The 21863-nt window shown below is 69.6% G+C and carries 19 protein-coding genes, 2 tRNA genes and 2 pseudogenes; 7 read left to right on the plus strand and 16 right to left on the minus strand.

Annotated features, from left to right (window positions below; genetic code table 11):
* Position 1 precedes the first annotated feature (1 nt).
* Positions 2-250: a hypothetical protein gene (locus tag AC3ENQ_RS00965; RefSeq protein ID WP_431800828.1), complete on the plus strand. Its 249-nt coding sequence runs from the start codon at positions 2-4 to the stop codon at positions 248-250.
* 25 nt (positions 251-275) lie between these two features.
* On the opposite strand, the gene AC3ENQ_RS00970 is transcribed toward AC3ENQ_RS00965, so the two are convergent.
* Both AC3ENQ_RS00970 and AC3ENQ_RS00975 read right to left on the minus strand, forming a co-directional pair.
* Positions 276-1574: an MFS transporter gene (locus AC3ENQ_RS00970; protein WP_431800830.1), complete on the minus strand. Its 1299-nt coding sequence runs from the start codon at positions 1572-1574 to the stop codon at positions 276-278.
* 136 nt (positions 1575-1710) lie between these two features.
* Positions 1711-2343: a helix-turn-helix domain-containing protein gene (locus AC3ENQ_RS00975; RefSeq protein ID WP_431800832.1), complete on the minus strand. Its 633-nt coding sequence runs from the start codon at positions 2341-2343 to the stop codon at positions 1711-1713.
* Positions 2344-2454: 111 nt separating this feature from the next.
* On the opposite strand from AC3ENQ_RS00975, the gene AC3ENQ_RS00980 reads away from it, so the two are divergent.
* Positions 2455-4527 (plus strand): M3 family metallopeptidase, encoded by a 2073-nt coding sequence (locus tag AC3ENQ_RS00980; protein WP_431800834.1) that lies wholly within the window; start codon positions 2455-2457, stop codon positions 4525-4527.
* Here AC3ENQ_RS00980 and AC3ENQ_RS00985 read toward each other — a convergent pair.
* The 9 genes and pseudogenes from AC3ENQ_RS00985 to AC3ENQ_RS01025 form a co-directional block, all read right to left on the minus strand.
* Positions 4502-5383, minus strand: coding sequence for an alpha/beta hydrolase (locus AC3ENQ_RS00985; protein WP_431801717.1), 882 nt, complete (start codon positions 5381-5383; stop codon positions 4502-4504). The genes AC3ENQ_RS00980 and AC3ENQ_RS00985 overlap by 26 nt on opposite strands.
* A gap of 36 nt (positions 5384-5419) precedes the next feature.
* Positions 5420-5666, minus strand: a pseudogene (locus tag AC3ENQ_RS00990) (epoxide hydrolase N-terminal domain-containing protein); the annotation flags it as partial.
* Positions 5667-5675: 9 nt separating this feature from the next.
* Positions 5676-6272, minus strand: a complete 597-nt coding sequence (locus AC3ENQ_RS00995) for a dihydrofolate reductase family protein (protein ID WP_431800836.1) — start codon at positions 6270-6272, stop codon at positions 5676-5678.
* A gap of 145 nt (positions 6273-6417) precedes the next feature.
* Complete coding sequence (locus AC3ENQ_RS01000; RefSeq protein ID WP_431800837.1) at positions 6418-6933, minus strand: GrpB family protein; 516 nt, start codon at positions 6931-6933, stop codon at positions 6418-6420.
* Between the two features lie 3 nt (positions 6934-6936).
* On the minus strand, positions 6937-8205 hold the full coding sequence (clpX, locus tag AC3ENQ_RS01005; RefSeq protein WP_431800839.1) for an ATP-dependent Clp protease ATP-binding subunit ClpX: 1269 nt from the start codon (positions 8203-8205) through the stop codon (positions 6937-6939).
* A 150-nt stretch (positions 8206-8355) separates the two neighbouring features.
* Complete coding sequence (locus tag AC3ENQ_RS01010) at positions 8356-9045, minus strand: ATP-dependent Clp protease proteolytic subunit (protein ID WP_431800841.1); 690 nt, start codon at positions 9043-9045, stop codon at positions 8356-8358.
* Between the two features lie 25 nt (positions 9046-9070).
* On the minus strand, positions 9071-9664 hold the full coding sequence (locus AC3ENQ_RS01015) for an ATP-dependent Clp protease proteolytic subunit (protein WP_431800843.1): 594 nt from the start codon (positions 9662-9664) through the stop codon (positions 9071-9073).
* Between the two features lie 198 nt (positions 9665-9862).
* Complete coding sequence (gene tig / locus AC3ENQ_RS01020; RefSeq protein WP_431800845.1) at positions 9863-11359, minus strand: trigger factor; 1497 nt, start codon at positions 11357-11359, stop codon at positions 9863-9865.
* Positions 11360-11432: 73 nt separating this feature from the next.
* Positions 11433-11509: transfer RNA gene (locus tag AC3ENQ_RS01025), tRNA-Pro, on the minus strand.
* 94 nt (positions 11510-11603) lie between these two features.
* Between AC3ENQ_RS01025 and AC3ENQ_RS01030 the strand changes: the two genes are divergently transcribed.
* Positions 11604-11674, plus strand: a tRNA-Gly gene (locus tag AC3ENQ_RS01030).
* Between the two features lie 204 nt (positions 11675-11878).
* On the opposite strand, the gene AC3ENQ_RS01035 is transcribed toward AC3ENQ_RS01030, so the two are convergent.
* Positions 11879-12418 (minus strand): gamma carbonic anhydrase family protein, encoded by a 540-nt coding sequence (locus AC3ENQ_RS01035; protein ID WP_431800846.1) that lies wholly within the window; start codon positions 12416-12418, stop codon positions 11879-11881.
* A gap of 145 nt (positions 12419-12563) precedes the next feature.
* Here AC3ENQ_RS01035 and AC3ENQ_RS01040 point away from each other — a divergent pair, with 145 nt between their 5' ends.
* Positions 12564-13049, plus strand: a complete 486-nt coding sequence (locus tag AC3ENQ_RS01040) for a Dps family protein (RefSeq protein WP_431800848.1) — start codon at positions 12564-12566, stop codon at positions 13047-13049.
* Between the two features lie 92 nt (positions 13050-13141).
* On the opposite strand, the gene AC3ENQ_RS01045 is transcribed toward AC3ENQ_RS01040, so the two are convergent.
* The 4 genes and pseudogenes from AC3ENQ_RS01045 to AC3ENQ_RS01060 all read right to left on the minus strand — a co-directional run bounded on the left by AC3ENQ_RS01045 (position 13142) and on the right by AC3ENQ_RS01060 (position 17080).
* Positions 13142-14650, minus strand: a complete 1509-nt coding sequence (locus AC3ENQ_RS01045; protein WP_431800850.1) for an amidohydrolase — start codon at positions 14648-14650, stop codon at positions 13142-13144.
* A 140-nt stretch (positions 14651-14790) separates the two neighbouring features.
* A pseudogene (locus AC3ENQ_RS01050) lies at positions 14791-15429 on the minus strand (FMN-binding negative transcriptional regulator); the annotation flags it as partial.
* 37 nt (positions 15430-15466) lie between these two features.
* Complete coding sequence (locus AC3ENQ_RS01055; RefSeq protein WP_431800852.1) at positions 15467-16504, minus strand: Fpg/Nei family DNA glycosylase; 1038 nt, start codon at positions 16502-16504, stop codon at positions 15467-15469.
* Positions 16505-16534: 30 nt separating this feature from the next.
* Positions 16535-17080: a ribose-5-phosphate isomerase gene (locus AC3ENQ_RS01060; RefSeq protein WP_431800854.1), complete on the minus strand. Its 546-nt coding sequence runs from the start codon at positions 17078-17080 to the stop codon at positions 16535-16537.
* Between the two features lie 77 nt (positions 17081-17157).
* Here AC3ENQ_RS01060 and AC3ENQ_RS01065 point away from each other — a divergent pair, with 77 nt between their 5' ends.
* The 3 genes from AC3ENQ_RS01065 (at position 17158) to pepN (ending at position 21856) form a co-directional block, all read left to right on the plus strand.
* Positions 17158-17532 (plus strand): ArsR/SmtB family transcription factor, encoded by a 375-nt coding sequence (locus tag AC3ENQ_RS01065; RefSeq protein WP_431800856.1) that lies wholly within the window; start codon positions 17158-17160, stop codon positions 17530-17532.
* A complete protein-coding gene (locus tag AC3ENQ_RS01070) occupies positions 17529-19178 on the plus strand; it encodes a SulP family inorganic anion transporter (protein WP_431800858.1) in 1650 nt (549 codons plus the stop codon). The genes AC3ENQ_RS01065 and AC3ENQ_RS01070 overlap by 4 nt, the downstream gene beginning before the upstream one ends.
* An 83-nt stretch (positions 19179-19261) precedes the next feature.
* Complete coding sequence (gene pepN, locus AC3ENQ_RS01075; RefSeq protein WP_431800860.1) at positions 19262-21856, plus strand: aminopeptidase N; 2595 nt, start codon at positions 19262-19264, stop codon at positions 21854-21856.
* Positions 21857-21863 lie beyond the last annotated feature (7 nt).

Genomic DNA, 21863 nt, shown 5'->3' on the forward strand with positions numbered 1-21863 from the left:
CATGCAGCTCGGAACGCGTTGGACGAGCGGCGACGAACCGCCCGCGGCCGTACCCGCCTCTCTCCGTCCGCAGATCGCCGCGGTCGACCGGGCGCTCCCCGACGATGACCTGGGTCAACCCCGGCACCGCTGGACGCTGACCTTCCTGGAGGGTCGCCCCATCGCCGAACTCGATGACGGGACGATCGTCGAAATGACGGCGTCGGGCGGTGTCGTCGTGCGTCACGACCAGGACGACGAGTTCGCCTGAGCGCTCTGGTGGCGTCACCAGCGCGTCACCTCGCGGTCTCGCCGCCGGCCTCCGCGTGCTCCGTCTCGCTCGCCGCCACCGCTTCGCGCGTGCCGCGCACGATGAGGCGCGCAGCGACGAGCGTCGTGACCACGATGATCGCGCCCCCGATGAGGAAGGGGACGCGCAGGTCGATGCGGGCGACCCACCCGCCGAGGAGCGCCGCGACCGGGAAGAGACCCCAGGTCAGGGTGCGACTGACACCGAGCACCCGTCCGAAGATCGGCGCCGGCACGATCTGCTGTCGCAGACTCCCCCACGGCACGTTCCAGATCGAGACGGCTCCCGCCGAGACGGCGAACGCCGCGACCGCGGTCCAGACGTTCGGGGCGAGACCCGTCAGGGCGATCATGACGCCGCTGACGAGGATCGCGACGAACATGACCTCGCCGCGTCCGAAGCGGTCGACGAGGCGCGACGCGACGAGCGATCCCGCGAGGGCCATTGCACCGATACCGGCCGTGACGAAGCCGATCGCCGCGACCGGAACACCGAGCGGTCCGAGGAGATAGAGCACCGTCGCCGCCTGGGCGAACGACAGTGAGCAGCCGATCAGCGCGGTGAACAGGACCATCGACCGCAGGTATCGGTGCCCTACCAGGTAGCGGAGAGCCTCTCGCGTGCTCACCGGGCGCGGACGTGATCCGGCATCCGTCGCCTTCGCCATGCCGCGCGCGGCGCTGAGCGGCAGGAGAAGCGCGAGGATGACGGGAACGAGGTAGCCGGCGGATCCGGTCCACAGCGGAAGGGCCAGCGAGACGGCGAACAGGACGCCGCCGATCGGGGTCGCGATGAAGTTGTCGATGGTGACCTGCGCCGCCTGCAGCCACCCGTTCGCGCGATCGAGCTGATCGCGGCGGACGACGCTCGGGATGATCGCGTTCGTGGCGTTGTCGAAGAGCGTCTCGCCGAATCCGAAGAGGAGCGTCGCGACGAACAGCGCCCACAGCGTCAGCGATCCGGTCGTCCCGAGCACCGCGAGCCACACGGCGGCGCCGCCGCGGAGGATGTTCGCGGTCGCCATGATGTAGCGCCGGTCGACGCGATCCACGATCATGCCGGCGGGGAGGCCGAAGACGAGCCACGGCACGAACGCGAGCGCGCCGATCACGGAGATCGCCAGCGGGTCCTGCGTCAGGGTGACGGCCACGAGCGGCACCGCCGTGCGTCCGATGCCGTCGGCGAGATTGCTGAACGCGGCGGCCGTCCAGAGCTTGCCGAAGTCGCGCCCCAGCGGCCGCCGCGGAGCGGAAGCCGTCGCCGCGCTCGTCTTCACGGTGCTCACGGTCGTCACGGTGCTCACGGTCAGCGCGGCAGGAGGGGCAGCGCGTGCACGGCGGAGTGATCGCGACGAGCGTCGTCGAACTGCGCCCATGCGGCCGCGTGCGCAGGAATCACTCGGGTGGAGGGGGTGGTGCGCTTCATGATGATGCTCCTTGCTCGGGGAGGGGGAAGATGTCGGCGCGGATGCTGATCGGCCGCAGTCCCTCGGTATCCGGATCCTGGTCGCGGTACGCGCGGGCGAACTCGTCGATCACGTGCTGCATGCGCGAGATGAGGTCGATCGTCTGCGGGAGGGTGAGCCGGAGGTTCGCCGTTGTGATCATCGCCTCTTGGGGGTCGACGACGCCCGAGGGGACGAGGGACGAGTTGACGTATTGCATGAGCTGCTGGTGGCGCCGCGTGAGGAACTCGCTCATCACGACTTGGGTGGCGGCGCGGCCGGACGGCGTCTTCATCGCGTCCGGGTTCGTGAAGCTGATTCCGCCGCGCGGACGCTCCCACCAACGCTCCCGGCCCGTTCCGCGGTCGGCGACCTCACGGATCAGATCGTGTTTGGCGAGCGCGCGCAGGTGGTAGCTGGTCGAGCCGGAGGACTCCCCCGTCATCGCGGCGAGGGTGCTCGCGGTCTGCGGACCGTACTGGCTCAGGATGTCGTAGATCTCGACGCGCAGCGGGTGTGCGAGAGCGCGCAACGCTCCGGCATCCAGCATCCGCTCCGCGTGCGGCATCTGCGCTGCGGACATCTCGTCGGGTCCCTCGATCTCGGTCATGCTGCAAAGATACCTTTGCAGATAGTAGGTTGCAAGCTCTTGTTTGCAACCTGCTCTTTGCAGGACGGCGGGTGCTCCAGAGGATGCGTTCGGGGGACGTACGCTGAAGACATGACGGATGCCTCGGCCAACCCCCTCCTCGCTCCTTCGACGCTCCCGTACGGGCTCCCCGACTACCGAGAGATCGCTCCGCAGCACTACCTCCCCGCGTTCGAGGAAGCGTTCGCACAGCACCGCGCCGAGATCGCCGCCATCACGGCGCAGACGGAACCTGCGTCCTTCGAGAACACGATGATTCCGCTCGAGCGCAGCGGCGACCTGCTCGGCTCTGTCGCCCGGACGTTCTACACGGTGAGCTCCGCCGACGCGACACCGGAGATCCAAGAGATCGACGAGACGCTCGCTCCGCTCATGTCCGCACACCGCGACGCGATCACGCTCGACGCAGCGCTCTACGCCCGCATCGCCGACCTGCACGCGCAGCTCGACGATCTCGACCTCGATGCGGAATCGCGCTACCTCGTCGAACGCCACTACCGCGAGATGACGCACGCCGGTGCGGCCCTCGACGACGACGCGAAGTCTCGTCTCACCGATCTCAACGGGCGCCTCGCGACGCTCAGCAACACCTTCGAGAAGCACCTGCTCGCCGACACGAACGACCTCGCCGTCGTCTTCGACACCGCGGAGGAGCTCGACGGCCTCGATGAGGGCGCGCTCTCCGCCGCCACGCAGGCCGCGGCTGACCGGGGACTCGAAGGGAAGTACGCCGTCACGCTGACGCTGTTCACCGGGCATCCCTACCTCGCGCGTCTCACCGACCGGGCGAGCCGCGCGCGCCTGTTGGAGGCGTCGCGCTCGCGGGGCGTCCGGGGTGGCGCGAACGACAATCGCGTGATCGTGCGCGAGATCGTGCGGTTGCGGGCCGAGCGTGCCGCGCTTCTCGGATACGATTCGCACGCGGCTTACATCACCTCAGACGAGACCACCGGTACGCCCGAGGCCGTCCACGCCATGCTGCGTCAGCTCGCCGCGCCGGCGGCCGCCAACGCGCGGCGGGAGCAGGCCGCGCTGCAGCAGATCATCGACGAGACCGCGGCCGACACCGGGACGGAGCCGTTCACGCTCGAAGCGCGCGACTGGGCGTACTACACCGAAAAGGTCCGCACTGCGACCTACGACATCGACACGGCGGCGCTCCGCCCGTGGTTCGAGGCCGAGCGCGTGCTCCAGGACGGTGTGTTCTGGGCTGCGACCCAGCTCTACGGCGTCACCTTCACCGAGCGGCCCGATCTTCCCGCCTACCACCCCGACGCCCGCGTGTTCGAGGTGAAGGATGCCGACGGCTCGCCCCTCGGCCTCTTCATCCTCGACCTCTACACCCGCGACACGAAGCGGGGTGGCGCGTGGATGAACTCGATCGTGCTGCAGTCGCGCCTGCGCGGCACCTCGCCCGTCGTCGTCAACAACCTGAACGTGCCGAAGCCTGCCGCCGGCAAGCCGACACTCCTGACACTCGACGAGGTCACGACGCTCTTCCACGAGTTCGGACATGCGCTGCACGGGCTGTTCGCCGTCACGACCTACCCGCACTTCTCCGGGACCGCCGTCTTCCGCGACTTCGTGGAGTTCCCGAGCCAGGTCAACGAGATGTGGATCATGTGGCCCGAGGTCCTCGCGCACTACGCGCGGCATGTCGAGACCGGTGAGCCGCTCCCCCAGGACGTCGTCGACCGCCTGCACGCCTCGGAGACTTTCAACCAGGGCTTCGCAACGAGCGAGTACCTCGCCGCGGCCTGGCTCGACCAGGCCTGGCATTCGTTGGATGCCTCAGCTGCGGCGGCGGTCGATGATGTCGCCGCCTTCGAGGCGTCCGCCCTCGCCGACATCGGCCTCGACAACCCGGTCGTCCCGACGCGGTACTCGTCGACGTACTTCGCGCACGTGTTCTCGGGCGGCTACAGCGCGGGCTATTACTCGTACATCTGGAGCGAGGTGCTCGACGCCGACACCGTCGAGTGGTTCACCGAGAACGGCGGCCTGACGCGTGCGAACGGCGACCGCTTCCGCGAGCGACTTCTCGGCGTCGGAGGCTCGAAGGATCCGCTCGAGGCCTACCGCGACTTCCGCGGGCGCGACGCCGAGATCGCCCCGCTTCTCAAGCGCCGCGGCCTCGAGGGATAGGCGCACCTCCGCGTTCAGGCGAGCGCACGGATCTCGCGTGCAGAGGGATCTCGCGTGCGAAGGCGCGCGTCCGCTCTGCGATCGCCGCGGGGACCTCAGCCACCGCGAAATGCCCGCCTTCTTCGAGCCGCTCGAACACGCGGAGATCACGATAGAAGCTGCGCGCGACCGATTCGGGGTTGTCGTGTTCGTGCCGCTGAATGAAGACCGCAGCAGGAACCTCGACCGGAGGCACGTCCCCGCCGCCGCCGTCGAAGTAGGGCCGGAACGACGTCCCGATCGACTGTGTCACCCAGTAGAGCGTCGCCTCCGTGAGGATCCGGTCGCGCGAGATGCGTCGTCCGACAGCGCTCGGGTCGCCGACCGGAGTGTCGCTCCATTCGACGAGTTTCTCGGCGATCCAGGCGAGGATCCGGGCGGGCGAGTCGTGGAGCGCTGCGGCGAGCGTGTCGGGTCGGGTGTGCTGCAGGTGCGCGTATCCGCTCATCGCGTATGCCTCGGCGTCCACGCGGTCGTAGAACGCGCGCGCATCGGCATCGGTCGTCGCTTCGCGCTCGGCCGCGCCCAGGAAGTGGGCGTGTGTCACGACGATCCCCGCGACGGTGTCGGGATGGGAGGCCGCGATGAGGTCGCTGACGTTCGCCGTCAGGTCCTCGCCGTAGGTGAGGAAGCGCTCGTAGCCGAGGACCTCGGTCATCAGGCGGTGCATGAGGTCGGCGAACCGCGCCTCGGTGATCGGCTCGTCGAGCGGCGGTGAGAAGGCGAACCCCGGGAGGCTCACCACCACGACGTCGAAGTCGGGGAGCAGGTCTGCGAAGTCGAGCTGCAGTGCGAACGTGTGGGGCCATCCGTGCATCACGAGGAGGGCGGGCGCGCCAGTTCGCTCCGAACGCAGATGGGCGAAGTGCAGAGTTGCGCCGTCCACGTCCGCAAAGAACTGCGGATGCCTGTTCAGCCAGGCTTCCCGCGCGCCAGTCGAACGCCCGCCAGGAATCGACCAGTGTGCGCAGGTAGTCCGCCGTCATCCCCGAGTGCATGCGGCGCGGGGAGTCGTCGAGGAAGCGCGTCCGCGCGAGCCGGCCGCTGAGGTCGTCGACCACGACGTCCGGAATGTCGATGGTGAAGGGTTGGATGGACATTTCGGCACGCTACTGCGGGCCTCGGACATCTCGTCCGGCCGCGTCCGCTGGCGCGGCTTCGATCGCGAAGATCAACCGCGCGAACGCGCCGACGGCCTTCGCCGACACCAGCCGCAGCCGATCGGACTCGAGCCGTCGCGGCAGAAGCGGCGCCCCGCCGGTCAGCAGCACGGGGGCGATGGAGACGGCGATCTCATCGAGAAGACCGGCGTCGAGGAACTGGCCGGCGAGGTCGCCTCCTCCGACGATCCAGATGTCCTTCTCCCCCGCTGCCGCACGGAGCGCGGGCACCGCATCGGACACGTCGCCGGAGACGAAGGTGATGTCGGCGCCTTCCGGGGCCGGAAGATCGCGCGTGGTGAAGACGAAGGTCGGGGTGTCGCCGTGGAACTCCCGCCACTTCTCCGGGTGGGCGAGAATGTCCGACTCCTGCAGCACCCACTCATACGTGGTCGACCCCTCCACCATCGCGCCGACGTTCTGGGGTAGTACTTCGTCGTCGGGGGTCGTCTCGCCGTCGACAGCGAAGAGCCAGGCGAGCGAGTTGTCCTCATCCGCGATCCAGCCGTTGAGCGAGGTCGCCGTGTCGAAGATGATCCGTGTCATGCCTGGCAGGCTACGCGGAGCCTCGGACACGGTCGGGTCGGCAGTCTTGTCGGCGCGAAACGTCCCCATTCCGACAGATGAGCGCGGAGTGCGCCGACAATCGCGTTCGAGGCCGCGTGCTGCGCCGAAGATGACGCGCCGGCGCCTACCCCGAGCGTCGGGAGCCGAGTAGCCGCACCACCGTGGCATGCTTCGCCCGGGTGTACGCTCGCCAGTCGGCGTTGTCCGACGCCGCGGCGCGCTTGGCGGCGAGGTAGTCGGCTCGCGCGCGTGCGTCGCGGCGCAGGATATCTCGGAAGGCGAGCCGTGCGACCCACATCTCTCCGCCGTGCGGGACGACGTGCACGACCGCGCCGCCCGAGGCATCCTCGCTGCGCAGATCGACCTCGGCCCACATCCATGCATGACCGGGACGGATGCCGTCGAGCTGCAACCCCGCGCGTTGCAGAGCGCTCACGGCCTCCTCAACCGCACCCGCGACGCCGACGAGCACGTCGACGGCATCCTTCGCCGGGAAGTCCGGCACCGCAGTGGATCCGATGTGCTCCACATGAGCGTCGCGGAGTGTTGCGCCCACCAGCGCCGACACCGCCGCGAATCGCTCTGCCCACGCGGCGCCACGCGGTTCGACGAGCCGCACGGGCCCGAGATCGCGGGGCACCGGTCAAGCGCTCTTGCGCTTGCGCTCCAGAACCAGGGTCGGCTCGGCCCCCTCGGTGACGGCGGCGCGGGTCACGATGACCTTCGCGACGTCGTCGATCGAGGGGATCTCGAACATGATCGGGCCGAGGACGTCCTCGAGGATCGCTCGCAGGCCCCGCGCGCCCGTCTTCCGGGCGACGGCGAGGTCGGCGATCGCCCGCAGCGCGTCGTCTTCGAACTCGAGCTCGGCGCCGTCGAGTTCGAACATGCGCTGGTACTGCTTGACGAACGCGTTCTTCGGGCCGGTCAGGATCTCGATGAGCGCCTTCTGGTCGAGCGGCGCGACCGACGTGACGACCGGGAGCCGCCCGATGAACTCGGGGATCAGACCGAACTTGTGCAGGTCTTCGGGCTCGACCTCGCTGAACAGGTCGAGCTCCTTGCCCTTCTCCTGCAGCGGGGCACCGAAGCCGACGCCGTGCTTGCCGACGCGTGAGGAGATGATGTCCTCGAGGCCTGCGAAGGCGCCCGCGACGATGAACAGGACGTTCGTCGTGTCGATCTGGATGAACTCCTGGTGCGGATGCTTGCGCCCGCCCTGGGGCGGCACGGAGGCGACGGTACCCTCGAGGATCTTCAGCAGCGCCTGCTGGACGCCCTCCCCCGACACATCGCGGGTGATCGAGGGGTTCTCGGCCTTGCGGGCGATCTTGTCGACCTCGTCGATGTAGATGATGCCGGTCTCGGCGCGCTTGACGTCGAAGTCGGCGGCCTGCAGGAGCTTCAGCAGGATGTTCTCGACGTCCTCGCCGACGTATCCCGCCTCGGTGAGGGCCGTCGCGTCGGCGACGGCGAACGGGACGTTGAGACGCTTGGCGAGCGTCTGCGCCAGGTACGTCTTGCCGCAGCCGGTGGGGCCGAGGAGCAGAATGTTGCTCTTTGCGATCTCCACCTCTTCGGCGCGCTGCTCGGCGGGCTGGATGGTGCCGTGTGCACGCACGCGCTTGTAGTGGTTGTAGACGGCGACCGAGAGCGCCTTCTTCGCGGCATCCTGCCCCACCACGTACTCCTCGAGGAACGAGAAGATCTCCCGTGGCTTGGGAAGGTCGAAGTCGGCGACGACCCCGTCGCCGGACTCGGCCATACGCTCTTCGATGATCTCGTTGCAGAGTTCGACGCACTCGTCGCAGATGTATACGCCGGGGCCCGCGATGAGCTGCTGGACCTGCTTCTGGCTCTTGCCGCAGAAGGAACACTTGAACAGGTCGGCGCTCTCACCGATGCGAGCCATGGTGCCCCTCCTCAGGAGAACTCTCGAGAATCCGCTTCGAGCCTAACCTCTGATCCCGACATCGCGGCGGATTGCGACGCGCGGGGAACACAGAAACGCCCCGCCGACCGCGGAGATCCGGGTGGGCGGGGCGTTTCAGGGCCTCGTATGTCAGGACGTGATCGCAGCGGGCGTGCGCTTGCGCGAGGTCAGCACCTGGTCGACGATCCCGTATTCCATCGCCTCGTGCGCGGAGAGGATCTTGTCACGGTCGATGTCCTTGTTGACCTCTTCCTGCGTCTTCTTTGTGTGGCGCGCCATCGTCTCTTCGAGCCAGGTGCGCATGCGGAGAATCTCCGCCGCCTGGATCTCGATGTCGGAGGCTTGTCCGTGCCCGGCCTCGCCGACGGCGGGCTGGTGGATGAGGATCCGCGCGTTCGGGAGCGCAAGGCGTTTGCCCGGTGCGCCGGCGGCGAGCAGAACGGATGCCGCGGATGCCGCCTGACCGAGGACGACCGTCTGGATCTCGGGCGAGACGTACTGCATCGTGTCGTAGATCGCCGTCATGGCCGTGAACGAACCGCCGGGCGAGTTGATGTACATGATGATGTCGCGGTCGGGGTCCTGCGACTCGAGCACGAGCAGCTGGGCCATGACGTCGTCGGCGGACGCGTCGTCGACCTGCACGCCGAGGAAGATCACGCGGTCTTCGAACAGCTTGTTGTAGGGGTCCTGGCGCTTGTAGCCGTAGGCGGTGCGCTCCTCGAACTGCGGCAGGATGTAGCGGCTCGAGGGCATCTGGAGGCCGCCGGCCGAGTGCATGGGCGTCTGCATCGGGGCGCCGAAGGCGGGGGTGTTCATTCTGTGTGCTCCTTCAGTTCCCGGGTCAGTTCGAGGTGGTGTCGGTGCCGCCGCCGCCGACGACGTCCGTCGCCGACTCGCGGATGTGGTCGACGAAGCCGTACTCGAGGGCCTCTTCGGCGGTGAACCAGCGGTCGCGGTCGCCGTCGGCGTTGACTTGCTCGACCGACTTGCCGGTCTGGGCGGCCGTGATCTCGGCGAGGCGACGCTTCATGTCGAGGATGAGCTGCGCCTGCGTCTGGATGTCGCTCGAGGTTCCGCCGAACCCGCCGTGGGGCTGGTGCAGCAGGACGCGCGCGTTCGGGGTGATGTAGCGCTTGCCCTTGGTGCCGGCGGTCAGCAGCAGCTGGCCCATGGATGCCGCCATGCCGATGCCGACGGTGACGATGTCGTTCGGCACGAACTGCATCGTGTCGTAGATCGCCATGCCGGCCGTGATCGAGCCGCCGGGCGAGTTGATGTAGAGGTAGATGTCCTTCTCGGAATCTTCGGCGGCGAGGAGGAGGATCTTGGCGCAGATCTCGTTCGCGTTCTCATCGCGCACCTCCGACCCGAGCCAGATGATGCGGTCCTTCAACAGCCTGTCGAAGACGCTCGTCGCCATCAGTGGTTCAGCCATGGATACTCCTGCTTCCGGGTTTCGGTATGCCTCGAATCTACCGATGCCCCGAGGCACCCCCGCCCGTGTTCGCCGTCGGCGGAGCGCGTGTCACCGCGGGGCGCCCGAAGATGCGGCAAGGGCCGGATGCCGAGGCATCCGACCCTTGCCGATCTCGATGGTCGAGCGCCCGCACCGGAGGTGCGGGGTGATCGCGGCTTACTCCGCGGCATCCTTCTTCGCGGCCGGCTTCTTGGCCGCCGGCTTCTTGGCCGCCGGCTTCTTGGCCGCCGGCTTCTTGGCGGGCGCCTTCTTCTCAGTGGCCTTCTTCTCAGTGGCCTTCTTCGCGGGCTTGTCGGCCTCGGCCTCTGCGTCGGCGGCCTCGTCGGCGATCTCCTGAGCCTCCTCGACGACCTCCTCCTCGAGGGCGGCCTCGTCCTCGGGGGCGATGAAGCCGGTGAGGTCGACGGGCTTGCCGTTCGCATCGACCACGGTGACCTTGCCGAGGGCGATCGCGAGCGCCTTGTTGCGGGCGACCTCACCGACCATGAGCGGCAGCTGGTTGCCCTGCTGCAGCGCGTCGACGAACTCCTGCGGCGCCATGCCGTACTGCGCGGCGGACTGGATGAGGTACTGGGTGAGCTCGTCCTGCGAGACCTGCACATCGAACGCCTCGGCCAGCTTGTCGAGGATCATCTGCGTGCGGAACTGCTTCTCGCTCGCCTCGGTGACTTCGGCGCGGTGCTCGTCGTCCTCGAGACGACCCTCGCCCTCGAGGTGCGCGTGCACCTCGTCCTCGACGAGCTGGGCGGGAACGGGGATCTCGGCCTTCTCGATGAGTGCCTCGACGAGCTTGTCGCGGGCGGCGGCACCCTGGACGAACACCGACTGCTCCGAGACGCGCTCAGCAAGGCTGTCGCGGAGCTCGGCGAGGGTGTCGAACTCGGAAGCCATCTGCGCGAAGTCGTCGTCGGCGTCGGGGAGCTCGCGCTCCTTGACGGCCATCACGGAGACAGAGACCTCGGCCTCTTCGCCGGCACGGTCGCCGCCGACGAGGGTCGAGCGGAACGTGGTGTCCTCGCCCGCGGTGAGGGAGTCGATGGCCTCATCGATGCCCTCGAGCAGCTCGCCGGAGCCGACCTCGTACGAGACGCCCTCGGCGCGGTCGATCTCGACGCCGTCGATCGTGGCGACGAGGTTCAGTTCGACGAAGTCTCCGGTCGCCGCGGGGCGGTCGACCGTCACGAGCGTGCCGAAGCGGCCGCGGAGGCGGTCGAGTTCGGCGTCGACGGCGGCATCATCGGTCTCGACCGTGTCGATCTCGACGGTCACGTCGGAGAGCTCGGGAAGGTCGAACTCGGGGCGGACGTCCACCTCGACCTCGACCTTGAGGTCGCCGGAGTAGTCCTTCTCGTTCGGCCACTCGATGACCTCGGCCGCGGGCCGGCCGACGGTGCGCAGCTCGTTGGCGAGGACCGCTTCGCGGTAGAAGCCGTCGAGCCCTTCGCTGACCGCGTGCTCGATGACGGCGGCACGGCCGACGCGCTGATCGATGATCGGCGCGGGGACCTTGCCCTTGCGGAAGCCCGGGATCTGGATGTCCTGCGCGATGTGCTCGTACGCGTGCGTGATCGACGGCTTGAGCTCGTCGGGAGTGACCGAGATGTGGAGCTTCACCCGGGTAGGGCTGAGCGTCTCGACGGTGCTGGTGACCATGCCTGTTCGTTCTCCTCGTGTTCGGCCGCGCGGGAGCGAGGCCGGGGTCTGGGTCGGATGTCGGTGGGGCCGGTGGTCGGGGCGACAGGATTTGAACCTGCGGCCTCCCGCTCCCAAAGCGGGCGCTCTACCAAGCTGAGCTACGCCCCGGGCGCGCACGCGAGCGAGCGCCGATTCACGGCCGTGGGCAAGTCTAGCCGACGAGACCTTGTAGACTCTTCCGAGTGCCGTGATGAGCGGCCTCGGGGATGTAGCTCAATGGTAGAGCTTCAGTCTTCCAAACTGACGGCGCGGGTTCGATTCCCGTCATCCCCTCCGAGAACGAGAAACCCCCGACCCGGCCGGGGGTTTCTTCGCGTTCGACGCGCGTGCCCCCGGTGTCCGAGGGTGCGCTGGTTCTTCGGAGATCGCGCGTTCTGCGGACGCATCGGGGAGGATCTCTCCGAAGAACGGCGGATCTCCGAAGAGCGGCGGATGCCGGGCCCGCACCAACCCCAGGACAGCCCCGAGGAGGGCGCGTCAGCGCGCGTCGCGCGCGTCCTCGTGGTTCGCGGTGTGTGCGCGGTAGATCTGCGCATTGTGCAGGATGCCGGCGCGCTCCTCGTCGGTGAGCTCGCGCCGAACCTTCGCCGGAACGCCCGCGACGAGCGACCCGTCGGGCACGACCGTGTCGGAGAGGACCAACGCTCCCCCGGCCACGAGGCATCCGCTGCCGATGACCGCGCCGGAGAGCACCACGCTCCCCATGCCGATGAGCGAGCCGTCGCCGATCGTGCAGCCGTGGACGACGGCGTTGTGCCCGACGGACACGTTCTCGCCGATGATGACGGGCGACCCGGCATCCACGTGCACCGACACGTTGTCCTGCAGATTGCTGCCGGGTCCGAGGGTGATCGACGCGCTGTCGCCGCGGACGACGGCGTTGTACCAGACGCTCGCGCCCTCGGCCAGCGTGACGTCGCCGACGATGCGCGCGCCGGAGGCGACGAACGCGCTCTCGTGGAGCTGCGGCGTGAGGCCGGAGACGGACAGGATCGAGGCATCGTCGGCGATGGTCATGCCCCGACGATATCGCGCCCGCCGGCACGCCTTCAGGCACGTGTAAGCCGAGCCTTGTCTTGCTTGCGGAATGCCGGGGCGTGAGTAGCGTTTAACCAGATGTGAGGCCACGGCGCCTCCACGCTCACCAGGAGGAGAAGAGACCATGGGCAAGACGCAGACGATCTCGATGACGGCGACCGGCCCCGAGGCATCCGCCAGCACGGCTCAGTTCCTGACTCCCGTCGTGCTGGGGCTGCAGGCGTTGGCGACCAACGGCAAGCAGGCGCACTGGAACGTGCGCGGAGCGAACTTCATCTCGGTGCACGAGCTGCTCGACTCGGTCGTCGCGAACGCCCAGGCCTTGGCCGACCTCGCCGCCGAGCGCATCGTGGCCCTCGGCCTGCCGATCGACGCCCGCACGACGGCTATCGCCGAGAAGATCGCCCCGACCGTCGTGCCGGCAGGCTTCGCCCAGTGGCAGGACGAGATCGTCGCGATCGTCACCGACATGGATGCGATCATCGCCGACGTGCAGGCCGCGATCGACGGCCTCGACGAGACAGATCTCAGCAGCCAGGATGTCGCAATCGAGATCAAGCGGGGGCTCGAGAAGGACCGTTGGTTCCTCTCGGCCCACCTCGCCGAGTAAGGCGCACGCGACAGACGCCGGATGCCCCGGGCCAGCACTGACTGGCTCGGGGCATCCGTCGTTCGCCCGGCGTCGCCGCGCCGGTCGCGCCCTCACGCGACGTGCGTGAGTCGCCCCTCCAGGAGCGTCGCAAGCGCGCGCGTCGCCCGCAGCGAGGGCTCGTCCGCGGTCAGCGGATCGCGGTCCACCACCGCGAGATCGGCGACATCTCCCGGGGCGAGGGTCGCGCGGGCGAGCGAGCCCTCCCCCGTCGATGCCGCGAGCGCCGTCGCGGCATCCAGCGCCTGCTCGGGTCGCCAGGCGGGACGTCCGTCGCGCGTGCGGTGGACGGCGGCGGCCATGGCGGCCCACGGGTCGAGCGGGGAGACGGGGGCGTCCGACCCGAAGAGGAGGTTCGCCGCGGCGTCCGCCAACGCGCGCAGCGGATAGGCGATCGCGGTCTGACCCGCCCAGATCGTGTCGGTCATGTCGCGATCGTCGACGGCATGCTCGGGCTGCACGCTCGCACCGACCCCCAGGCGCGCGAACCGTGGGACGTCGGCTGCGGCCACGAGCTGGGCGTGCTCGATCGTGCCGGTCGCCCCCGTGACTGTGAAGGCGTCGAGCGCGAACGAGTTCGCGACGTCTCCGATCGCGTGCACGGCGCACGAGAGCCCCGCACCCGTCGCGCGTGTCATGAGCGCGACCAGATCCTGCGGCGGCACGGTGAGGACGCCGTGGTTGTGCGGGTCGCCGGGGTAGCTGTGCGAACACGCCGCCGTACGCGTTCCGAGGGATCCGTCGCTGATCACCTTGAGCGAGCCGACGCGCGCGAGCCCCGCGGGGTCCACGGCGTCGCCGGTCTCGAGTCCCTCGGCGATCGCGCGCTCGAGCTGTGCCGGGTAGATGCCGAACCGCACCCGCACGGCGTCGAAACCCGCCGCGGTGCGGCGCGCCCAGGCATCCGCGTTCCAGGCCATGTCGAGATCGACGATGCCGACGATCCCGCGCGCGGCGGCCTTTTCGAGCGCTCGGGCGACGAGAACGTCGCCCACGACCGGGTCGGCGGCGTTGAGTCGGCGCGAGATCTCGAACGCCGGCTCCTCGCGGAGCATGCCGTCGAGGCTCGGCGCGAACTGCTCGCGCCGGAAGGCGGCGGAGTTCAGCCAGACGCTGTGCACGTCGGCGTTGATGAGGTACGTCGGGACGTTGCCGGTCGCCGCGTCGAGGAGCGCGAGCGACGGCGCGTCGGCCCACAGCGCGTCGCGAAATCCGGTGCCGATCCGTCGCCCGTCGTCGAGAACGGGCGCGCGGCCCATGTGTGCGGCGGCCTCGGCGGCGGATGCCGCGCCGCCGAGCGCCTCGCGCTGCGCGACGAGCGCCCACTGCACGGTGTGGACGTGGTGGTCCCAGAGGCCCGGGATCACCCAGCCGCCGTCGGCGTCGATGACGGGGCCGCGGTGCGCGAGGGTCCCGGCGGGCGCGATGTCCGCGATCACGCCGCCGTGGAGATGCAGGTCGACGAGGTCGTCGCCGAAGGGGTCGAGGCGGCCGGCGCCGGTCAGGCGGGCGTTCGCGATGACACGAGGCCGCTCGCCGCGCTGCGCAGAACTCCGGATCATCGGTCGCCCTCCCCCGCACGCAGGGCCGATTCAGGCCCAGCGGCCGGGGCTGATTGAGGCCCTGTGGCCAAGGCCGATTCAGGCCCTGCGGCCGGGGCTGATTCAGGCCCTGCGGCGCCGGATCTCGGGAGAACCGTACCCCGCGCAACGCGCAGCGCCTCGTGCGCCCGGCGCATCTCGCCCGGCAGGCGCGGGTCGGCGTAGGGGCTCGCGCCCTCCTCGAGCTCCGCGATGATCGTGTCGACGACCTCGTCGCTGCGGTTCTGGCTCAGCTTGCGCTTGGCGACCACCGTCGTCGGCGTGAGCCGGAAACCCACGGTCCCCCGCTCGAGGCGTCGCACGTACTCCTCGTCGTTCGGCGCCTGCCACATCATCCGCGGGGCGGGAAGGGATGCCTCGAACCGCGCGACGAGACGGTCGAGCACCCTTAGGTTCTCGTCGGGGCTCAGGATCTCGGGCACGCCGCTCAGGTGCACGGAGACGAAGTTCCAGGTCGGCACCGCCGGCACGTCGCCGTACCATCCGGGTGAGATGTAACCGTGCGGCCCCTGCACGATGACGAGGAGCTCCCGGTCACCGAGCCCGAGGATCGCGTCGTCGGGTTTTCCGACGTGGCCGACGATCGTGAGGTCGTCGCGATCCTCATCGAGCAGGACGGCGTAGTGCGACGCGACGAGCCCGTTCTCGCCCTCGGCGACGAGCGTCACCCAGGGGTTCTGGTCGATCACGCGCCGCAGCTCCGCGGCATCCGTCATCGTGAAACTCGGGTTCTGCCTCACGCGCGATTCCCTTTCGACGCCCTCACGACTGCCGCCCTCACTTCTGACAGGACGGGCACCAGTACAGCTTCCGGCTCGCCATCTCCTCGAGGACGATCTCGGTGCCGCATACGCGGCACGGCAGTCCCGCGCGGTGATAGACCCAGTGGCGGTCGTCGCGGCTCGCCATCGCCCGGCGGTACGCCTCGGGGTCGAGGTCGTCCATCGTCATCATCTGTCCCGTCTCGACGCCGATCACGAGCAGCCGCGACCAGTCGCGCCAGATATCGCGGACGACCTCCTCCGGAACGAGCTTGCCGGGCGTGTGCGGATCGAGGAGAGCCCGGTAGAGGAGTTCCGCACGGTAGACGTTTCCGATGCCGCTGACGACCGACTGGTCCATGAGGAGGAGCCCGATCGCGGTGGGCTTGCGGCGGACGACCTCGGTGAAGCGCTCCTCACCCTCCTCGGGGTCGTCGACGAGGGGGTCGGGGCCGAGCTTCGCGATCGTCGCGGCGACCTCGTCGGGCGTCTGCAGCTCGCACGCGGTGGGCCCCCGGAGGTCAGCGCACGTGACATCGGTGAGGAGGCGCAGCCGCACCTGCCCGACGACGGGCGGCGGCCATTCCTCGTCGCCCTCGTCGTCGAGACCGCGCGTCTGCTCGCTCATCCGCACCCGGCCGCGGGCGCGCCGCGGCGCCCCGATGGAACTGAGCGAGTTCTCCCCCGCGGCGTCGAAGATCGCCGCGGCGCCGGTGGCCGCAGCGTCGGTCTCCGTGACGTCGTGGAGATCGGTACCGCGCTGGTTCGTCTGTCCCATGCGCCCGTTCGCCGAGGCGATCGTCGGGTCGACGAGGATCTCGCCGGCGAAGTCCCACGCGCCGTACATGCCGAGGTGCACGCGCAACCAGAGGTCGCCCTCGAACTCGAGGAACATCTGCTTCCCGACGGCCCGAACGCTCACGACCTCGCGCCCGTCGAGCACGGCCGCGCCCTCTGCGAAGCGGCCTTGTGGGCTGGATGCCGCGACGCGCTTGCCGACGACGTTGCGATCGAACTGCCGGGCGATCCGGTGGACGGAGTGACCCTCAGGCATGAGCGGAGAGGGCCTGCGTGGAGAGCGGCATCAGCCGGCTTCGGGGTCGAACGCGTCGGAGGACTCGCCGCCGTGCGGCTGCGGTGCCACGCCGGCGCGGGGGTCGGGAAGGAGCGTCCCGTCGCGCTCGAAGTCGGCGATCTGGGCGATCCGCCGCACGTGCCGCTCCTCACCGCTGAACGGCGTCGCGATGAAGCGGTCGATGAAGGCCGCCGCTTCGTCGAACGTGTGCTGGCGCGCGCCGATGGCGATGACGTTCGCGTCGTTGTGCTCGCGGGCGAGCTCCGCGGTCGCGAGGCTCCAGACGAGGGCGGCGCGGATGCCGCGGACCTTGTTCGCCGCGATCTGCTCGCCGTTGCCCGAACCGCCGAACACGACGCCGAGCGTGTCGATGCCCGCCTCCTGGTCGCGGACGACCGCCTGCGCGGCGCGGATGCAGAACGCCGGGTAGTCGTCGAGCGCGTCGTACTCGATCGGCCCGTGGTCGACGACGTCGTGGCCCTGGGCGGCGAGGTGGTGCTGCAATTGGGTGGAGAACTCGAGGCCGGCGTGGTCGGTCGCGATGTGGATGCGCATGCGTCCATCCTAGGGATGCCGCACCGCTCCGGATCCCGAGCAGCGCTGCGCACGACGCGCGGTATGATGATTCCATCATGTCACTAGATGATCGTCAGCGACCCCTCTATGAGGTCAAGGCGGGGCTCTTCAAGGGCCTCGCGCATCCGTTGCGGATCCGCATCCTCGAGCTCCTCGTCCAACACCCCGATCGGAGCGTCGCAGACCTCCAGACGGAGACCGGACTCGAGGCATCCCACCTGTCGCAGCATCTCGCGGTGCTCCGCCGCCACCGCCTCGTCGTCTCCGACCGCCGCGGCAGCCACGTCTTCTACGCGCTCGCCGATCCGGCTGTCGCGCGCTTGCTCACCGCGGCGCGCGAGCTGCTCCTCGGCATCCTGGAGGGCGACGGCGAGCTGCTGCAGGATGCGCGCGAGCTCCCGGCCCTCGCGGCGGTGCCGGCCGGGTCATGAACGTCCGCGCGCTCCTCCCCTCGCGTCGGGACTACCGGCAGCTCCCACGCACCTGGCGTGGGGACCTGCTCGCCGGCGTCACGGTCGGCATCGTCGCGCTGCCCCTCGCGCTCGGCTTCGGCGTCAGCTCGGGGTTGAGCGCCGAGGCGGGGCTCGTCACCGCCGTCGTCGCCGGTCTGGTCGCGGCGGTCTTCGGCGGATCGAACGTGCAGGTGTCGGGTCCGACGGGCGCGATGGTCGTCGTGCTCGTCCCGATCGTCGCGGCGCACGGGGCGGGCGGAGTGGCCGTCGTCACGATCCTCGCGGGTGCGATCCTCGTCGTCGCCGGCGCCCTGCGTCTCGGACGCGCCGTGTCCTTCATCCCCTGGCCCGTGATCGAGGGGTTCACGGTCGGCATCGCCGTCATCATCTTCGCGCAGCAGATCCCGGCACTGGTCTCGGCGCACACCGCCCCGGCATCCGAGCACTCCTCCAACGCGATCGCCGCGGCGGTGCAGTCGTTCGCGGACTTCGACGGCGCCTACTTCGTCTGGGCGCTCGGGGCGGTCGCGGTCGTCGCCGCCTGCATGCTGGGCGCGCCGCGCCTGCACCGCGCGATCCCCGGCTCGCTCGTCGGGATCGTGGTCGTCACGGTGGCGACCCTCCTCCTGTCGACGCCGCTCGCCCGGATCGGCGCCCTCCCGTCGTCGCTCCCCGCGCCCGCCGTTCCGGCGATCGACCCCGCGGTGCTCGGATCGCTCATCCTTCCCGCGGCCACCGTCGCGGCGCTCGCGGCGATCGAGTCGCTGCTGTCCGCGCGCGTCGCCGCGTCCCTCGCGCCCACGGGCCCGGTCGATGCCGACCGCGAGCTCGTCGGCCAGGGCCTCGCCTCGCTCGCCTCGTCGCTGTTCGGCGGCATGCCCGCGACCGGCGCGATCGCGCGCACCGCGGTGAACGTGCGCTCGGGTGGTCGCAGTCGCCTCGCCGCGATCATCCACGCGCTCGTGCTGCTGCTCGTCGTCGTGGCGGTCGCCGGCCCCGTCGGGGAGATCCCGCTGGCGGCGCTTGCGGGCGTGCTCATGGTGACGGCCGTCCGCATGGTCGATGTGCGCACAGTGCGCTCGGTGCTCCGCTCCACGCGGGCCGATGCCGTGGCCTTCGTCACGACGGCGATCGTCACCGTCTCGGTGGACCTCATCGTCGCCGTCCTGATCGGCGTCGTCCTCGCGGGCGTGTTCGCGCTGCGCGCACTCTCCCGCGCGTCGGCCGTGCGACGCGAGGACATCGCCGGCGAACCGGAGCCGGGCGACGACCACATCGCGGTGCTCCGCTTCGACGGGCCGCTGATCTTCGCCGGCGGCGACCGGATCCTTGACGAGATCGCCGCGATGGAGGACGTCTCGGTCGTCGTCCTGCGCCTCAGCAAGATCGATCACGTCGACGCGACCGGAGCGCGCCTACTCGGCGACATCGTCCAGTCGCTCGAACGGCGCGGGGTGACCGTGCTGGTCAAGGGGATGCAGACCCAGCACGAAGACCTCTTCCGGGCGGTCGGCGTGCTCGATGCGCTCGGAGGCGGCGACGAGGAGGCACGGGTCTTCGACGCGCTGCCCGACGCGATCGCCCAAGCGCGCCGGCTCGTGCGCGGCGAAACGGCGACGGCGTAGGCTGGTGAGGTTGCCGCCGCCGCCAGCAGCGCCGCGCGTCATCCACCCCACGCCTTCACACCCTCACCCTCGGGAGTACGCCAGTGCCTGGACAGAACCTCACCCGCATCGAGGCGCAGGAGCGCCGCGCGATCGTCTCCACCGAGAGCTACGACGTCGCCCTCGACCTGACGCACGCGACCGACGAGGGTGCGGAGGTGTTCGGCTCGCGCACCGTCGTCCGCTTCCGGGCGACCGAGGGCGCATCGACGTTCATCGACCTGATCGCGCGCGACGTCCGCGAGATCACCCTGAACGGCATCTCGATCGACCCCGCATCCGCCTTCGCCGACTCGCGCATCGCCCTCGAGAACCTCGCCGCCGAGAACGAGCTGATCGTCGACGCCGACTGCCTCTACACGAACACCGGGGAGGGGCTGCACCGCTTCGTCGACCCCGTCGACGGCGAGGTGTACCTGTACTCGCAGTTCGAGGTGCCCGACTCGCGCCGCGTGTTCGCGGTCTTCGAGCAGCCCGACCTGAAGGCGACGTTCCGCTTCACCGTGACGGCGCCGGATGCCTGGAAGGTCGTCTCCAACTCCCCCACGCCCGACCCGGTTCCCGCGGCCCCCGGCACCGCCACCTGGGCGTTCGAGCCGACGCCGGTGATCTCCTCGTACATCACCGCGATCGTCGCCGGCCCCTACGAATCGGTGTTCTCCGAGCTGACGAGCGCGTCCGGTCGGGTCATCCCGCTCGGCGTCTACGGCCGCAAGAGCCTCTGGCAGCACCTCGACGCCGACTACATCTTCGACAAGACGCGTCAGGGCTTCGCGTACTACGAGGAGAAGTTCGGCTACCCCTACCCCTTCGCGAAGTACGACCAGCTCTTCGTCCCCGAGTTCAACGCGGGCGCGATGGAGAACGCGGGCGCGGTCACCTTCACCGAGACGTACGTGTTCCGCTCGAAGGTCACCGACGCCGTCAAGGAGCGTCGCGTCGTCACGATCCTGCACGAGCTCGCTCACATGTGGTTCGGCGACCTCGTCACGATGAAGTGGTGGAACGACCTGTGGCTCAACGAGTCGTTCGCGGAGTGGGCGTCGACGATCGCCACCGCCGAGGCCACCGAGTGGACCGAGGCGTGGACGACCTTCAACGCGATGGAGAAGACCTGGGCGTACCGCCAGGACCAGCTCCCCTCGACCCACCCCGTCGTCGCCGAGATCAACGATCTGCACGACGTCGAGGTCAACTTCGACGGCATCACCTACGCCAAGGGCGGCTCGGTCCTCAAGCAACTCACGTCGTGGGTCGGAATCGACGCCTTCTTCGCCGGCGTCGCGGCGTATTTCCAGAAGCACGCGTTCTCCAACACCGAGCTCGCCGACCTCCTCATCGAGCTCGAGGCCACGAGCGGCCGCGAACTCACCTCGTGGTCCAAGAAGTGGCTCGAGACGGCGGGCGTGAACACGCTGGCGCCCGAGCTGAAGACGGATGCCGACGGCACCATCACCCGATTCGCGATCGTCCAGACCGCCCCCGCCGACTACCCGACGATCCGCCCGCACCGCCTTGGCGTCGGCTTCTACTCGCTGGAGAACGAGGGCCACGGCGCCGCACTCGTGCGCACGCACGACATCGAGCTCGACGTCGACGGCGACCTCACCGAGGTGCCGGAGCTGGTCGGCCTCGCCCAGCCCGATCTCGTCCTGCTGAACGATCAGGACCTCGCGTACGCTAAGATCCGGCTCGACGAGCGCTCCCTGCGGACCGCGATCGCCCACCTCGGCGACATCAGGGACCCGCTCGCCCGCTCGCTCGTCTGGGGAGCGTCATGGGACCAGACGCGCGACGCGGAGGCCGCGGCATCCGACTACGTCGATCTCGTGCTCCGCAACATCGGTGCCGAGACCGAGTCGACGACCGTGCGCACGACCCTCGGGCAGCTGCAGCTCGCCGCGAACAGCTATGTCGTACCGGGCAAGCGCGCCGCGACCCGCGAGAAGGTCGCCGACGGGCTCTGGGCGCTCGCCCAGGCCGCGGAGGCCGGCAGCGACAGCCAGCTGCAGTTCGTCACCGGGTTCGCGAGTGCGGCGGCGACGCCCGCTCAGTGGGCGCAGGTGCGGGCGCTCCGCGACGGTGAGACGGTGCTCGACGGGCTCGAGATCGACGCCGACCTGTCGTGGGCGCTGCTCGTCTCTCTCGCGGCCGGCGGCCTCGTCACGGCATCCGACATCGATGCGGCCCTCGCCGCCGACAACACGGCGAAGGGCGGAGAGTTCGCCGCGCAGGCGAAGGCAGCCCTTCCGGGCGTCGAGGCGAAGAGGACCGCGTGGGCGTCGCTCGTCGAGTCGTCAGACCTGCCGAACACCGTGGTGCGCTCCTCGACGCTGGGCTTCACACATCCGGCGACCGTCGACGACCTTGGAGCGTTCGTCGGGCCCTACTTCGACATGCTCCTGCCCGTGTGGAGCAGCCGCACCTACCACATCGCGGAATACCTCATCACCGGCCTCTACCCGGCACCGCTGGCGAACGTCGATCTGCGCGACGCGACGCGCGCCTGGCTGGACTCGCACCACGACGCCCCGGCGGCACTGCGACGCCTCGTGCGCGAGAACCTCGCGGGCGTCGAGCGGGCGCTCACCGTCCAGGAACGGGACGCGCAGACGGACGCGGAGCACGACGAGCGGTAGCGCGACC

The sequence above is a fragment of the Microbacterium sp. bgisy203 genome (genome assembly GCF_057706945.1).

Excerpts from the sequence above, each read along its gene's own strand:
- AC3ENQ_RS00965 (WP_431800828.1), top strand. The coding sequence starts at position 2 with ATGCAGCTCGGAACGCGTTGGACGAGCGGCGACGAACCGCCCGCGGCC.
- AC3ENQ_RS00975 (WP_431800832.1), bottom strand. The coding sequence starts at position 2,343 with ATGACCGAGATCGAGGGACCCGACGAGATGTCCGCAGCGCAGATGCCG.
- AC3ENQ_RS00980 (WP_431800834.1), top strand. The coding sequence starts at position 2,455 with ATGACGGATGCCTCGGCCAACCCCCTCCTCGCTCCTTCGACGCTCCCG.
- AC3ENQ_RS00985 (WP_431801717.1), bottom strand. The coding sequence starts at position 5,383 with ATGCACGGATGGCCCCACACGTTCGCACTGCAGCTCGACTTCGCAGAC.
- AC3ENQ_RS00995 (WP_431800836.1), bottom strand. The coding sequence starts at position 6,272 with ATGACACGGATCATCTTCGACACGGCGACCTCGCTCAACGGCTGGATC.
- clpX (WP_431800839.1), bottom strand. The coding sequence starts at position 8,205 with ATGGCTCGCATCGGTGAGAGCGCCGACCTGTTCAAGTGTTCCTTCTGC.
- AC3ENQ_RS01010 (WP_431800841.1), bottom strand. The coding sequence starts at position 9,045 with ATGAACACCCCCGCCTTCGGCGCCCCGATGCAGACGCCCATGCACTCG.
- AC3ENQ_RS01015 (WP_431800843.1), bottom strand. The coding sequence starts at position 9,664 with ATGGCTGAACCACTGATGGCGACGAGCGTCTTCGACAGGCTGTTGAAG.
- tig (WP_431800845.1), bottom strand. The coding sequence starts at position 11,359 with ATGGTCACCAGCACCGTCGAGACGCTCAGCCCTACCCGGGTGAAGCTC.
- AC3ENQ_RS01035 (WP_431800846.1), bottom strand. The coding sequence starts at position 12,418 with ATGACCATCGCCGACGATGCCTCGATCCTGTCCGTCTCCGGCCTCACG.
- AC3ENQ_RS01040 (WP_431800848.1), top strand. The coding sequence starts at position 12,564 with ATGGGCAAGACGCAGACGATCTCGATGACGGCGACCGGCCCCGAGGCA.
- AC3ENQ_RS01045 (WP_431800850.1), bottom strand. The coding sequence starts at position 14,650 with ATGATCCGGAGTTCTGCGCAGCGCGGCGAGCGGCCTCGTGTCATCGCG.
- AC3ENQ_RS01055 (WP_431800852.1), bottom strand. The coding sequence starts at position 16,504 with ATGCCTGAGGGTCACTCCGTCCACCGGATCGCCCGGCAGTTCGATCGC.
- AC3ENQ_RS01060 (WP_431800854.1), bottom strand. The coding sequence starts at position 17,080 with ATGCGCATCCACATCGCGACCGACCACGCCGGCCTCGAGTTCTCCACC.
- AC3ENQ_RS01065 (WP_431800856.1), top strand. The coding sequence starts at position 17,158 with ATGTCACTAGATGATCGTCAGCGACCCCTCTATGAGGTCAAGGCGGGG.
- AC3ENQ_RS01070 (WP_431800858.1), top strand. The coding sequence starts at position 17,529 with ATGAACGTCCGCGCGCTCCTCCCCTCGCGTCGGGACTACCGGCAGCTC.